Consider the following 15561-nt stretch of genomic DNA (forward strand, 5'->3'; position numbering starts at 1 on the left):
CCATATTTTTATGAAATTAATAGAATATAAATAAAAAACGATACCTAATTGAAAGTATCGTCTATTGGGAGAACGGGGTTGAAATCAACCTTCTTTGGATCATCAATACTAAGAAATATTACAAAATATCTTTATGTACTTTAATAATGACTTTTCGTATCGGTGCCGGCGTATCACGAACAGCAACAAGTGGGCGGTGTGGTTGACCTGGATAGAACACAACAAAATCCCCAGCACCTAGCGTGATAAAACGTTCGTTTTTAAGCTGATTACTAAACGCTAAATCTTTTTCTGCAAGGAAGTCTTGTTCCAAAGCGATAAATGTTTCTGTGCTATAACCAAACGTTTCTTCCCCTTCAAGTAGCAGTTGCACATCAAGATACTGCTGATGACATTCAGGGGTACGTTCTTTAATCAAATGCGTTTGATCATCTACTAACATGAAAAAAGCATTGTCGTCTGCCAATTCATATTTGCCGTTGGCTAACGACTCGTTAGCAAGACGAGTGGTGACTTGTTGAATCAATTTTACTAACGTTGGAGACAGCGCGTTATGGAACGAAGGTTGTGCAATATTTCCTATAAACATGAGCATATTCCTATGGTTAAGTTGGAATACATCATAAACCTATCAAGGTAATTTGCGACAGGATCAAGTCAAAAACGAGTGTAAGATAATACATTTTCATCAGGCAGCATGTCTAAATCTCACCCGAAGGGCTATAGACATGCTGTTAATCGTCTGGCAGAACTAACGTCATGGTTTGCGGTATATTGATCACAAAGGTCGTTCCTTTGCCTAATTCCGAGTCTACTTTTATCGAGCCATTTAAGGTACGCGTAACCCATTGATGTACAAAATGCATTCCCAACCCAGTACTCCCTTGGGACCGCTTACTTGTCACGAAAGGTTCGAATATTTTAGCGGCAATATCACTGTGCATTCCTTTACCATTATCAGCAACTTGTAAAATGACTCGCTCATTTTGACAAGTTGCACTAATGGTTACTTTCCCGCCTATTTCAGGTTCAAAAGCATGCACGATAGCGTTAACCACTAAATTTTGTAGAACCTGAGAGATGATGCCGGGAATACCCATCATCTCGATACTTTCGCTATGAAGGTCTATGTCGACATTAGCCACTTTTAAACGATGGTGTAACGTTTTTATGAGGTCATCGATAACTTGTTCGACATTGAAGGCAACAATATCTTCTCTGGCTCTGTCGATCGCTAACCGTTTAAAACTTCGAATGAGTTGCGCGGCTCTTTGTTGATTACTTTCAACAAGCTCTAAGCCCTCTTTAGTTGACTCAATATAATTTTGTAACTCTTTCTTGGTCAACCCCGTAACAAAAGACTCAGATAACGCGTTATGCTCTTTTTTGATGGTTGATGATGCCATTATTGCCGCGCCTAACGGGGTATTAAGCTCATGAGCCACACCTGCCACCATCATTCCTAATGCAGACAATTTTCCCGACTCTATTAAATCATCTTGTAAAAGCTGCTGTTGAGTTAACAACTTTCGGGTCGATTCTGCAGATTGTTCTAACAGAATTTTATCGTCGGCCAATTTGTGATTCACCTGAATCAACTGCATACTCATTTTCCGTTCACGAGAAATCGCCCAACTTGAACAAAAGAACAGCAGAACGCTTAAACTTATCGAAGGTATCGCAATGCTCATCTTCTGATCGTTAATAATGCTTTTTGGCGTATTGGCAATAAAGCACAACTTCGAATTCTGGGTGTCTTTATTGTAATAGAATCCCCGAGAGACATCATTACACTTGTAAGTAACTAAACCAGAGGGGACTTCAATACTTTTCATTTCATTTAATCGTTGTATCTGCTGCCAAACCGTAGGATTAATGATCTGAATGTTTTTACTTTTATTGTCTAAATCATACCCCCACTCATAAGATCTGTTTGGGTGCATCACCCAGTAACCACGCTTATCGACGATCTGTAGTTGCACTTTTTCATTATTAAATTCACGCAAAGAGTTCAGTAATGCGCCAATATCGTAATTGAGAATAAATAAACCAGATCTTAAATGATCATCAGCATCCGTTCTTAACGTGACACGAATCGTCGGCCGGTAAGGTATTTCAATTTTGCCATGTTCAATATTAAGATCTAACGCGGACAGATAAACATCACCTTTATCTGCTGCTATACCCTCCGAAAAATAATAGCGGTTACTTTTATCCTGAAGATTCTTCTCATCAATGACGATGGCATCACCACCTTTCCCATCAACCCTGACTTGTTCTTTACCTTGCTTGTCTAACCATCGAACCTGCATCAATGGCTCATAGGTTTTAATAAACGAAACAAAGGTTTTCTCTGCCAGCTCTCTATTTAATGGCGAATTAAGCTTTAATGAAGACTGCATGGAAGGCGTATCATGAAGAAGGTTAATTGTATCTTCCATACTCTTTATTTCATGACTAAAAATCACCAGTGATTGCGTAATATCTTTTTGTTGAACCTGAATAATACTATCAAGATATTTGTTGACGTTGATGGTATAAATCGTCCACCCAAGAATAACGCTCCCCATCATTCCTAAAATAAAAAGAATTAAGGTATAGCTTCGCGTATACGGTTTTGATAACTTATCAACTTGCATGATGCTAGCCCACGATATCTTGGGGTTGATGTTGTTTTAACCAATCGATTAACTGACCTAATGGCATTGGCTTAGCATAGAGGAAACCTTGCCCGATATGGCACCCTTTTTTTCAATAACGTTTCTTTTTCTTCTTGCGTTTCAATACCTTCAGCCACCACTGAAAAATTAAACAGTGAAGCAAGATTAATCACCAACTCAACAACCTGTTGATTAGCTCTGTTTTCTCTCAGATTCGTCACAAATGTTTTATCAATTTTGATCGTATCTGCGGCTAATTTAGAGATATGTGCCAGTGATGAATAACCCGTACCAAAATCATCGATACTGACGTGTACATGTAAATCATGTAAATGCTCTAAGATAGGATTAACTTTGGCGTAAGAATCCATGGCTTGAGTTTCGGTAATTTCGACATCAAGTAACTCTGGATCAATATGTTCAACGGCAATGGCATCTTCGATAAGCTGTATATAAGAAGATTCATATAAATCTTTCACGGTTGCGTTAAATGAAATTGGCAATTTATAACCGTGTTTTCCTAGCGCTTTAATTGCCTCTAACGTCAAATTTAGCGCAATCGCATCCAATTTAGTGATAATGCCTGAATTTTCGGCAATTGGAATAAAGGTGTCTGGAGGAATCACCGCTCCTTGCTTTTTCCAACGTAACAGCGCCTCTAAACCAACTGGCCGATCATTGTGAAGATCGATCTTAGGTTGCAGTTCAAGAAAAAATTCATCTTCTTCAATGGCTGCTTTTAAATCATTAAGAATCTGATATTCCGTTAATAATCGTTCACGATACCAAGCACCATAGGCCATAAAACCGACGCCTTTTTGACGTGCGTAATAAAGCAGACTTTTTGATAGATATAGTATCTGCATAGCCGAAAAAGATGACATATGTGAAAGGTCAACTTTAATAATCGTTAACGTATAATTACGTATTTCACCATCAACCTCATTGATCTGATTGGTAAATTCAACCAGCTCACTATCATCGATAGCCTCATTCTTATTACATAAGACAGAAAATATACTCGATTCAATCCGGCTAAATGCCATGGGGTGATGATATAACTCTGAAATTTTATGATAAGTATGAGTAATCACCTGAAGCAAAGAGTCTTCACTTAAAGTCAGGGCTTGCGAATCAAAATTATCAATGGAAAAGATGACTAATTGCGTATTATTCCGGTCAACACTATTCATGTTTTGCAATTCACGTAATAACCAGTTCTGGTTATAGATTTGCAGTTCTGAATCCAAATAGGCGAGATTAGAAAGTTGGTTTATAAGTGCAATTTTCATAAATCCAGAGCTGATATTTTCACCAAACACTTGTAAAAGGTGAATGCTATATTCACTTAAAGGTTGCTGTCCCTCTGCCAGAATAAAATAGCAGTTAGATTGTTGTTGCTCGTTAGAAAAACAGAGAATCGATAAGTTATCATTAAACTTATGGCTATGTTCTGATATTGCTTCCTGATACAAGTCACCGAATTTATCAAGCAAGACAGGAGGTAACGGCTTGCCAACAGGTACATTTTCATGTCCGGAATAAGCAAGGACATAAGACTGTTCTAGCGAATCATTGGTGACGTGAGTCGCGACACAGAGAGTGGATTCTCCCTCTCCCCCATCAATTATTGAAGCGACTTGCTTAAGCACTACTTGGATGAAAGACTTTTTATCATACTGGCTGGCCAGTTGCCGTGATGCGTCTATCACCAATTGCAGCCCTATTCTTGCTTGCTCTAACTGATACATTGACCGCCACGAACGGAGATTAGAGGCAACCACCGCTTTTAATATGTCATAATCAATCTCTGATTTATTCCAATATTCGTCAATATCATACTTCTGCATGACATCTTTGCGCGGTGCAACACCGGGTTGTCCTGTCAGCAATACAATCCTAACTAATGAGTTTCCTTGAATATTACGAATAGTCTCGACCAGACGTAAACCTGCATCATCGTCTTCCATCACGACGTCTAACAATATCACCGCAATTTCGTCATTTTGAGCAATCATTGTCGCCGCCTCAGAGGCAGAATTGGCAGTCAATATTTCCTCAACATCCCCTTTATCAACAAAGTCTCTTAAACTGTAAAGGAGAGACTGCTGATAACTTAAATCATCATCTACAGATAGAATCTTACCGATTGTTTTTATTGTTGAATGCGTCTTTATCTTTTGCGGAAAATCCGTTGGATCTTCCATAAAAATAAATTTTTCATCACCCATAGAATCAAGTTCCTTATCCACGACATTGAGTAACGTCCGGTCACTACTCTTTAAGTAGTATAGGTATAAAACCGATTGCACTAAGGTTATGACGGATATTTTTCATTGTTTAACGAGACTGTCGCCATTGTCTCATGTATATCCTTGTGACTTTCTTATTCTCAATACATTAAGAAATAACAAATTTATTCGATGGATAGAGCAGAGCAGATATGGAATGAAGAGGACAATATACGGAAGAGTGACCGCATTTAGGCATGAGTAGGAACATCGCCTACTCACACCTCTCTGAGATCATTTGGCTATAAGATAACTATACCCAAATGACCTCAAAATGCAGGATTCAGAGCTTCATCAACGAGCCAAGGTCAAGCTCAATCACGGTAGGAATGGTCATTCCCTTTCAACGTGATTGGGCGCAGAAATAGGTTTGTTGATGAGCTCCCAAAGGGCGAGTTGTATTCGCTCCTAGGCTGTGTTACTGATTTTTAACGTAGAATGACTATGTCTTCAAATCAGTGCCTTGCCTAAGAGCGAATATATTCTCGCTGAAACAGCATCTTGAGGTTAAACTCAGTAGTGAGCGACTCATCGGCTCTTCGAAGGGTAAGAAACCCACTTTTTTCTCCCATTCAATGGTCGCACCATCGATCAGAGCATTATTAACACAAGTTTCAAGTTGCTGTTCCAGCCATGCACCTTGTTCAGCCGTTAAATAACGCACATCCAGAGTTGCACTTGCTTTCTCTGCGACGGTGTTCGGTGTGGTTCCCCCCGAAATTAAACCGATATTGGTGGTAATCCCTTTATCGTAATCTGTTAGCGCATGTATTGATTGAATTAAATTGGCGAGAATGCCAATAGCACTAATCCCATCTTGATGGCAGACGCCCGCGTGTGCCGCGCGACCAGTCACATCAAAGGTATAAGTGCTCCCCCCTTTACGGGCTTTCACAACATTGCCAGTAATGCGTCCGGGTTCTGCATTAAATACCGCTTTGGCCCCTTCGACATGCTCAGCAATAATTTTGCGCCCATTCGGTGAGCCAATCTCTTCATCACTGGTTGCTAAGAGCATTAACTGAAGTGGCAGAGGCTGACCCGACTCTTTTTGATACTGATGAAACGCTTTGAGAATAAAGCAGTTCATGACAATGCCTGATTTCATGTCAGCAACACCCGGACCGAACGCTTTATCGCCGTCTTGAGTAAACGGACGTTTTACTACTTCGCCGGTCGGAAATACAGTATCTAAGTGGCCCGACAATACCAGAGGCGCTTGAGTTTTGTCGCCAACACATGCTTTGACTGAGTAGGTGTCGTGAGTCGTCAATAATTGTGCGTCGATACCTGAGTCGACTAATTCTTGATGCAAGCGTGTTGCGATCTCTAAACGTCCCGCATCGTTATGGCTATACGAATCTATATTGACGAACTCTTTCAACAGTTCCGTCATCGATTGGCGTTGATCAGCTAACCAGTTCGTAACGAACTCTCTCATGTTTTCTTGCATCATTGACGCTGCTCCTTAATGTGTAATCCTTGTTCGGCGAGGTCCCAAAACACGCCTGTCATGATTTGCAGTGATTGCTTCATGACACTGCCTAAACAGTGCTCGTTAGGCCCATGCTGCAAACAAGCTGGATAAGAATGTGGAATCCACAAGGTCGGTAACCCTAGCGTATTAGCAAACGTGGCATTAGGTAATGAGCCACCTAAATTGGGAATCAGAGAAATATCTTCGCCAGTCGTACTTTTTATCGAGTCTTTCGCCCACTCAACCCAAAGGTCATCAGGGTCTAGACGGGTAGCTTCCATTTGTGAAGCACGTGACGCACACACTTTAACATCGTCAAAGCCATGCTGCGCTAAATGTTCACTGATAATCTCGATAAAATGATCGCTTTGGCTACCGACCACATAACGAATTTGACCAAACAATTTAGCACTGCCCGGAATAGCGTTAGCTGGAGCATCAGGGTTTCCTGCAGTACAGGCTAAAATTTCCAGCGTATTCCAACCGAAGACGCGCTCGGCTGGTGTTAGCCCAGGCTCACCCCATTCTAACGAGAGTTTGGGGTCATGCTCACCAGCGCCAACAGGAATGGTTTTTACTGCATCACGCACTGATTCTGGCAAGCTTTCAGGCAATAACTTAGGCACCAATATACGACCATTTTCATCAACTAAACAACTCCACGCGTTCATCAACCGAGTCGCTGCGTTCGACAGCAACCCTCCCCAGTTACCAGAATGGTGTGAACCTTCACGAGCGTACACATCCAACTCAAAGTTAAATGAGCCACGCGAACCTAGAAAAAGAGTGGGATAATGAGCGCCAACGCGAGGCCCATCAGAGGCAATAAATAGGTCCGCTTTTAAGCGTTCTTTATTTTGCTGACAAAACAAATCTAAACCTGGAGACCCCGATTCTTCCCCCATTTCAAATAAAATTTTGACGTTAAAACCTAACTGACCTTTCAGTTCTAACAAAGTTTTTAATGCGGCTAAATTAACACTGTGTTGCCCTTTGTTATCAGCAGTGCCACGTCCGTACCAAAAGTCACCCTCCACCACAATGTGCCATGGCGAAAGGCCTTCTTTCCACTGGTCATCATAACCACGTACCACGTCGCCATGCCCATAGGTTAATAACGTGAGTAATTCAGGATCTTCAATCCGTTCAGCCACCAAAATAGGCCAAGCTTGTGGGTCATCAGCACCGGGATTAGTAAAAATTTCACAGCTAAATCCCATTTGCTTAAGATAGGGAATCATCTGCTGCTCAAGGTACACGGCAAGAGCAGGATACCCCGTTGGCGTTTGACTTTCCGAACGGATCGCAACCCGTTCAGACAACAAGGTGAAAAACGCGCCCGAGTCAAAATACTCAGTAACACTATCAATAGCTAATTGTCGACTCATAAACACTCCTTTTTTAGGCACGAAGACGCCCTGCTCTGCATGATGCAGAACGCCTTTTAATCTAATGAAAATAGGTAAAGCTTGTTAGCTGGCTTTGGACCAGACTAAAGATTGTGGATCAGGCAGACCTAAGTCAGGATCGGGGGTCAGAATAGACGCCAACAAGGTTTGAGTGTAGGGATGCTGCGGATCATCAAAAATTTGGGCACGTTCACCCTGTTCGACAATACGCCCCTGATGCATAACAGCGACCCGATCAGAAAGGTATTCCACCACGGCTAAGTTATGACTGATGAATAAATAGGTCAGCCCAAGCTCTTTTTTCAATGACATCAATAAATTGAGAATTTGTGCTTGTACCGAAACATCTAATGCAGAGGTCGGTTCATCACAAATCAAAATACTCGGTTTTAAAATCAAGGCACGAGCGATAGCAACACGCTGCCGTTGCCCACCAGAAAGCTGGCCGGGGAACTGTTCCAGTAAGCGATCGGGCAAACCAACTTTACGCGCAATATCCACTACTTCTCTTTCCTGCGTCGCTTTGTTACCCATTTTATGCAAAACCAAGGGTAAACGGATGATGTCTTTCACACGTTTGCGTGGATTCAATGATGAATATGGGTCTTGAAAGACTGGCTGAATGACTTTTGCCAGCGCCATTCGGTCACTTAAATCGATTTCTTTATCATGAATTAATACGTTGCCTTCGCTAGGTGCGAGTAACCCTAATACCATTTTCGACAAGGTACTTTTACCACAACCAGATTCGCCCACTAGCCCCAGCACTTCACCAGGTCGTAGACGTAAATTCACTTTATTAACAGCAGTGAATTGACGTTTCTCTTTCCACATCCCTTTGCTGACTTCAAAGTGACGAGTCAGATCACACAGTTCGAGCGCATAGTCCATTATGACGCCTCCTTAACAGGGTATAAGGTGATTGGGCAGCGAACCCAATGTTGTTGACCACGTTTTTCCAGCTGCGGATTACATTCTCGACACTGGCTCATGGCTTGTTCACAGCGGTTAGCAAACGCACACCCTTGAGTTTTACCAATCAAGCTTGGCACAACACCATGAATTGTCGCTAACTCTTCACCCGGCTTTGTCTTTCCCGGAATAGGAATACAACTCAATAATCCACGGGTATACGGATGTTTAGGCTGAGAATAAATTTCTTTAACTGTCGCGGTTTCCACGATCTGTCCGGCATACATTACTGCCACGCGGTCAGCGATACGCGCAACCACACCCAAATCATGCGTGATAAAGATAACGGCAGTACCAAACTCTTGTTGCAGTTCGCGAATCAAGGTCAGAATTTGCGCCTGAATCGTCACATCCAGTGCAGTGGTCGGCTCATCGGCGATGATTAAATCCGGTTCACACATCAATGCCATAGCAATCATGACACGTTGACGTAAACCACCAGACAGTTCATGCGGATACTGATTTAAACGCTCTTCTGGATAAGGAACGCCTGCGCGTTTTAATAAATACAATGCACGCTCATTAGCTTGCTGACGACTGATTTTCTTGTGGGCCATAATCCCTTCAGTTAATTGGTCGCCCAGCTTAAATGACGGATTCAGCGACGTCATCGGCTCTTGGAAAATCATCGACATATTTAATCCACGCAAGGCATTACGCTCTTTCTTGCGGATTTTTAGTAAGTCTTTGCCTAAAAACTCAATTTTATCTGCAGTGCACTTCGCTTTTTTCGGTAACAGGTCCATCAAGGCCATTGATGTCATCGATTTACCACAACCGGATTCCCCCACAATACAGAGCATCTCACCGCGATTGACGGTAAAGTCGATACCTCGTACCGCATTAAGGGGGCCATTTGCCGTTGGCAAACTCACTTGTAAGTTACGGACATCCAAAATTGTCTCTGCCATACTGCCTCCTGATTAACTGCGGTTTTGTGGTGCGTTCAAGTCACGTAGACCATCACCCACTAAGTTGATTGCCATGACGAGAACCATTAAAGCGATACCGGGAATAGCAATAACCCAAGGTTGGAAAAACATATACGCTTTTCCTTCGGCCACCATCAACCCCCATGAAGGTAGCGGTGGTTGTACGCCTAAGCCAAGAAAAGAGAGTGTCGCTTCAAGTAAAATCGCGTGTGCCATTTCTAAGGTAACAACGACAATCAAAGGGCTCAAAATATTCGGTAACAGCTCACGTAATAAGATGTAAGGTGTCGATGCTCCTAGCACTTTTGCCGAAGCAATAAATTCTGCGTCGCGTAACTGTTGCGTTGTCGCCCGGGCAACAACCGCAAAACGATCCCACAGCAACACCCCCAGCAAGATGATCACCATTTGCAATGATCCCCCGACTAAAGAGGCCATTGCCAACGCCACCAAAATGACTGGCATGGATAGACGCGTCGTAATTAAGTAGCTGATAAAGGAATCGGTTTTACCACCAAAATAACCAGCGATAATACCAAGTGTGGTACCAATCACACCGGAAAGCAGCGCCGCCGCTAAACCGATAATCATGGAGATTTGCGCACCATACAGTAAACGGCTTAGGTAATCACGGCCAAGTTTGTCCGTGCCCAACACGTGGTCCCATGAGCCTTTTTCTTGCCAAACTGGCGGAATCATTCGCTGTGTGACATCTTGAGCATACGGATCATGTGGCGCAATCAAAGGCGCCAGTAATCCACTGAATAAAATAACCAGTAACAGTACTGCTCCAAGCGTTAAGCTATGGTGACCTAGGACTCGGTTCAATCCTTTACGCCATGGCGGAATTTCTGGCATGGCGCCCTCTAGGGTATTCATAACGGTTGCAGACATCATTGACCTCCTTGTCTAAGCGATGCGTAATTTTGGATCAAGAGCCGCATTGAGCATATCAGCCAAGAATGTCAGCACGATATAAAACAAGGCGATAATCAGTACAATGGCTTGCACAACAGGATAGTCGTTACGAGAAATCGAATCCCAAGCCAGTTGCCCCAATCCTTGTAAGGAGAAAATAGACTCCACCACCACAGAACCGCCGAGCATAAAACCCAGTTCAACGGCTAACAATGCAACAACTGGAATCACTGCATTACGCAAGGCATGTTTTAACACCACTTTGGTTTCGCTAATTCCTTTAGCGCGAGCCGTACGAATATAATCAGACCCTAACACTTCGAGCATTCCGGTACGTGTTAATCGCATGATGGAAGGGGTCGCGTAATACCCTAAAGCAACCGCGGGTAACACGAAATTTTGCCATGAACTATTACCTGCAACGGGTAACCAATGCAGTGTCACAGCAAAAATAATAATGAGAACCAGACTAAAGAAGAAACTCGGCATAGCCTGCCCTAAAACGGCGATAGCCAGAGCTAAACGGTCAATCCAAGTATCTTGTTTAATGGCTGCCACAACTCCAAGAGGGATCGCAATAAACGTGGCTACCGCCAGAGCGATACCTCCTAACGTCATGGTGATAGGTAAACGTTCGGTGACAAGGTCACTCACTGATTCAGTGAAATAATAGGAGTTACCAAAGTCGAAATGTAATGCCCCCCATAACCAGTGAAAGTACTGAACTAAGATAGGCTCGTTCAACCCAAACTGAATTCTTACTTGTTCCACTTGTTCTGCGGTTGCTTCAGGCCCTGCAATAGATGTCGCTAAATCCCCCGACAAATGCAGCAGCATGAAGCACACTATGGATACGGTGAAAGCGACGCCAATCGCCATACACAACCTACGTAACATATATTTCAACATGTGAATCTCCTTCCCTGAAGTCACGTTTACAACTTTGTTAGCAACAAAAGGCTAACTCTACTTCCAGCTTGCTTCCCAAAAACGTGGGAGCTCATCGGGGTAGGCTTTAAAATTCAGATCTTTGGTAAAGGCGTAGTTACTTGAATAAGTAAACATCGGAGCCCAATACGCATTTTTGGTGATCTTATGAATGGCTTCACCATACAGTTTTTGACGCTCTTTCGGATCCGTTGATGTATCCGCTTGATCCAACCATTTAATTACTTGAGGATCTTTATCTTCGTCATCTGCACCACCTTTAAAGTAGACACTCACAATCGCAGAGGCGTCGTTAATCGAGTAAGAGCCCCATGTTTGGAAGGCCATTGGTACTTTGCCGGAGCGAGCTTGATCACGCAGCGCGGCATAACTCATGTAGTGCAACTTGGCGCGAATCCCCACTTTACGTAAATCACCAATGACCGCTTCAACATAATCACGATCGCGGTACGCATAAATATCGGTATCAAACCCATCTGGATAGCCTGCATCCGCTAACAGTTGTTTGGCTTTTTTCGGATTATATGGATATTGCACCGCATCTTGCGCTTCACAACCAAATTGGTCAGGGAAACATGGTGCACTTAAAGGTCGACTACCACCACGAACCAAAGCACTTGCGAGTGCTTTACGCTTAATGGAATAGTTTACCGCTTCACGTACTTTGACATTTTTAAACGGTGAATCGGCTTTACGGCTATTCAACGTTAAGAAACCGACCCGCATGGTTTCGCTACTAAGCACATCGACGTTTGGCATCTGTTTAAGCTGATCAGCTTGGTCCGACGGTACACGCCAAATCCAATCCACTTGACCTGTCATTAACTGCGCTACGCGGGTATCAGGGTCAGGAATCAACACAAATTTAATTTTGCCAATTTTTGGTTGACCAATTGGGCTCTCTTTAAAGTAGTGCGGGTTTTTCACCATATCGACTTCTTGACCATTCACTACTTTGGTAATTTGGTATGGACCAGTACCGATCGGTGCTTTATCAAAGCCAGCTAAACCGACTTTTTTAAAGTATTTCTCTGGATAAATAGGTAAAGGACCCGCTAGGTATTCAATCGCCGCTGGGAAAGGTTTATTGAGCTCAAATTCAACGGTGTAATCGTCGATTTTATTAACATGTTTAATCCAAGAAATATTTTGCAAGGTCACAACTTTAGAACTTGGGTCTAGCGCATAATTGAATGTGAACGCGACATCATCTGCACTAAAAGCATCGCCATTTTGGAACTTCACGTCTTTACGTAAATTCAAAACTAAATGAGTGGGATCTTTCCACTCCCATTTAGTCGCCAGCATCGGCTTGTATTTACCGGTGTCAGGATCGCGGTAAATGAGGGTATCCCATGCCAAGTGACCTAAGATCACACCTTCACGTAGGTTATTGTGATAAGGACTAATATTTTCTGGCCAACTGTTAGAGGCATACGTGAGAGTATCGTCTGATTTGCCAGCAAAAGCGCTGGTAGAGCTTACTGCGAGTGTAGAGGCGATTAAAAGTGAAAGTCCATGTTTAACCAGAGACATAAGCATTTCCTTATACTTGGGTACTCGTTAATCCATCCCTTTGCACATATCGGCTATTGTTGCATGAATAGACAACCTTCCGATAAGACGACGCTATATGGGAGCGTAAAAAAGCGAACAGTTAAGGGTCGTTAGTCATGGCAAAACAGTCAGTTATAGGTTCTTTAAGCCAACCTTAACCATTCACTTTCATTTCATACTATGGTAATAAATGCATTGCCACAATTATTAATTTGGCAACAAATCATTGCCGATTCAGCAATTAAGTTGCTTCAAAAACGGGCACCAAAATGGTGAGAATCACGGAGGATTTATGGCACTGATACATCATTTAACCGCACCATCCCTACGTTACTTCTTAGCAGTGGCAAAATTTGGGTCCATCAGTGAGGCCTCAACGCACCTAAATGTGGCAAGCAGCGCGATTAGTCGGCAAATATCTGGACTAGAGGAACAATTAAACACCCCATTATTTGAACGAAGATCACGTGGAATGACACTTAGTGCGGCTGGTGAATTGCTTGCAGCCTATGCAAGAAAGGTATCTTTAGAGACAAACCGAGTTATGGGGGAAATAGATGCTTTAGAGGGCTTAGAAAAAGGGAAAGTGATTATTGCCTCTACAGAAGGCTTTAGCATGGAATTTCTGCCTTTCTGCATCAAAGAGTATCAGGAAAAATTTCCCGGGATACATTTCCAAGTGGATGTTTACTCTCCCAAAGACATCTCTAAAGCGATTCAAAATGGCGAGGCCGATATTGGATTAGCATTTAGTTTAACCCCAGTCCCGAATATCCGCGTGATCCATTCTCAACCAGCCCCTATTCGAGCGCTGATTCCTAACAATCACCCTTTAGCGAATAAAAAACGCGTCTCTCTTCGACAGATCTGTGCCTATCCACTTGCCCTGCCCTATGCCGATACCACCATACGTCAGTTGTTTGATATTTGCGCCAGTCAGCAGGGATTAGAGTACGAGCCAGCCTTTACCAGTAATTATATGGCGGCACTGAATCAGTACACCGTATCTGGAGCAGGTATCTCACTGGCTGGGGAAATATCGGTACGTTTGATGTCGCAGCATCATAAATTAAAAGTAATACCGATTAGCGATAAAGGTATGGGGATTCGTAATCTAGAAGTTCAAGTGCTTGCGGGACGCACCCTGCCCAAAGCGGTCAGCTCGTTTAGCGACTTTGTTATTGAACAAGTGCGCCAAAGCAATAGTGCGATTCCCGAACACGATTAACGATACCTAAATAACCTCAAAATGAGCGATCGCTAATCGCTGAAACACTATCTTGAGGTTAATCGGGTATATCAGCCCCTTTAGGAAAATTAAGGGGCTGATGTTTCAATCAGTTATTTAGTTTGTCGTTGCTCAGCTTTACGCGCTAACTTTTCTTCGCGGCGCTTAGCGATGACTTTATCCGCTTCACCACCGACGTGAGTCTCACCACGTGCTAATGCCAGTTGCACTTGTTTTTCACGCTCGCGGAAACGCGCTTTCTGCTCTTCCGTGTGTTTATCGATACATTTCGGGCAACTTACCCCTTTTTCAAAGGCATCCGATTCCATGTCTTCTTGAGTAATCGGTAAACGACATGCTTTACACAGTTCATAATCGCTTTTCTCTAGCTGATGATTCACAGCCACACGACCATCAAATACGTAGCAGTCACCTTCCCAAAGGCTCTCTTGTTGAGGGACTTCTTCTAAATATTTAAGAATGCCACCTTCTAAGTGATAAACCTCTTCAAAGCCCTGCTCTTTCATATAGGCAGTGGATTTCTCACAACGAATGCCACCAGTACAGAACATGGCCACTTTCTTATGTTTCTTTGGATCAAGATTTTCCGCAACATACTCTGGTAACTCACGGAAAGTCTCTGTTTTCGGATTGACTGCGTGCTTAAACGTACCGATTTCAATTTCGTAATCGTTACGAGTATCAACCACAAATACTTCAGGATCGGAAATCAGATCGTTCCACTCAGTAGGTTTTACGTAAGTGCCGACAACGTGGCGAGGATCAATGCCTTCTACGCCCAGAGTCACGATCTCTTTTTTCAACTTCACTTTAGTACGATTGAAAGGCTGCTCACTATCATGCGATTCTTTATAAACAATGTTGGCCAAGCGTTCGTCTTGTTTAAACCAAGCTAGCAAAGCATCAATACCTTCTCTGCTTGAAGCCACCGTGCCATTAATGCCTTCATAAGCAAGCAGCAAGGTGCCACGAATTTCGTGTTCTTCCATCAGTGCTTTAAGAGGTTCGCGTAATTCAACGTAATTTTCAAGGCGCACAAACTTATATAATGCGCATACAACGTAATCTGTCATGGTGTTTCCTCAGCGTTCTGGAGCGTAAATCCAGTGCTTAATGGGTGATTTGTGCGGAGTATAGCCTACTGAAGA

General features: G+C 43.0%; 12 protein-coding genes. 1 reads left to right on the forward strand and 11 read right to left on the reverse strand.

The features are described from left to right. Positions 1 to 118: 118 nt before the first annotated feature. The 10 genes from F9817_RS16900 to F9817_RS16945 all read right to left on the reverse strand — a co-directional run bounded on the left by F9817_RS16900 (position 119) and on the right by F9817_RS16945 (position 13143). Positions 119 to 589, reverse strand: a complete 471-nt coding sequence (locus F9817_RS16900) for a NanQ anomerase/TabA/YiaL family protein (RefSeq protein WP_161157335.1) — start codon at positions 587 to 589, stop codon at positions 119 to 121. A 145-nt stretch (positions 590 to 734) separates the two neighbouring features. Beyond that, positions 735 to 2639 (reverse strand): sensor histidine kinase, encoded by a 1905-nt coding sequence (locus F9817_RS16905; RefSeq protein ID WP_161157336.1) that lies wholly within the window; start codon positions 2637 to 2639, stop codon positions 735 to 737. Between the two features lie 71 nt (positions 2640 to 2710). Beyond that, the gene (locus F9817_RS16910; RefSeq protein ID WP_161157337.1) at positions 2711 to 4891 is read right to left on the reverse strand and encodes an EAL domain-containing protein; all 2181 of its coding nucleotides are present in this window, start codon (positions 4889 to 4891) and stop codon (positions 2711 to 2713) included. Positions 4892 to 5393: 502 nt separating this feature from the next. Beyond that, positions 5394 to 6407 (reverse strand): M20/M25/M40 family metallo-hydrolase, encoded by a 1014-nt coding sequence (locus F9817_RS16915; protein WP_161157338.1) that lies wholly within the window; start codon positions 6405 to 6407, stop codon positions 5394 to 5396. Further along, a complete protein-coding gene (locus F9817_RS16920) occupies positions 6404 to 7816 on the reverse strand; it encodes a M20 family metallopeptidase (protein WP_161157339.1) in 1413 nt (470 codons plus the stop codon). Before F9817_RS16920 ends, F9817_RS16915 begins: the two co-directional genes overlap by 4 nt. An 84-nt stretch (positions 7817 to 7900) precedes the next feature. Then, positions 7901 to 8728, reverse strand: a complete 828-nt coding sequence (locus tag F9817_RS16925; RefSeq protein ID WP_161157340.1) for an ATP-binding cassette domain-containing protein — start codon at positions 8726 to 8728, stop codon at positions 7901 to 7903. Continuing rightward, entirely contained in the window at positions 8728 to 9720 is a 993-nt protein-coding gene (locus F9817_RS16930; RefSeq protein ID WP_161157341.1) for an ABC transporter ATP-binding protein, read from the reverse strand. The genes F9817_RS16925 and F9817_RS16930 overlap by 1 nt, the downstream gene beginning before the upstream one ends. A gap of 12 nt (positions 9721 to 9732) precedes the next feature. Beyond that, on the reverse strand, positions 9733 to 10638 hold the full coding sequence (locus F9817_RS16935; RefSeq protein ID WP_161157342.1) for an ABC transporter permease: 906 nt from the start codon (positions 10636 to 10638) through the stop codon (positions 9733 to 9735). 12 nt (positions 10639 to 10650) lie between these two features. After that, positions 10651 to 11568, reverse strand: a complete 918-nt coding sequence (locus tag F9817_RS16940; protein WP_161157343.1) for an ABC transporter permease — start codon at positions 11566 to 11568, stop codon at positions 10651 to 10653. A gap of 57 nt (positions 11569 to 11625) precedes the next feature. Next, positions 11626 to 13143 (reverse strand): ABC transporter substrate-binding protein, encoded by a 1518-nt coding sequence (locus F9817_RS16945; protein WP_161157344.1) that lies wholly within the window; start codon positions 13141 to 13143, stop codon positions 11626 to 11628. Between the two features lie 313 nt (positions 13144 to 13456). On the opposite strand from F9817_RS16945, the gene F9817_RS16950 reads away from it, so the two are divergent. After that, positions 13457 to 14392, forward strand: coding sequence for a LysR family transcriptional regulator (locus F9817_RS16950; protein WP_161157345.1), 936 nt, complete (start codon positions 13457 to 13459; stop codon positions 14390 to 14392). A gap of 113 nt (positions 14393 to 14505) precedes the next feature. On the opposite strand, the gene trhO is transcribed toward F9817_RS16950, so the two are convergent. Beyond that, positions 14506 to 15486, reverse strand: coding sequence for an oxygen-dependent tRNA uridine(34) hydroxylase TrhO (trhO, locus tag F9817_RS16955; RefSeq protein ID WP_161157346.1), 981 nt, complete (start codon positions 15484 to 15486; stop codon positions 14506 to 14508). Positions 15487 to 15561 lie beyond the last annotated feature (75 nt).

The organism is Vibrio eleionomae, from assembly GCF_009874545.1.
GTDB lineage: Bacteria > Pseudomonadota > Gammaproteobacteria > Enterobacterales > Vibrionaceae > Vibrio > Vibrio nitrifigilis.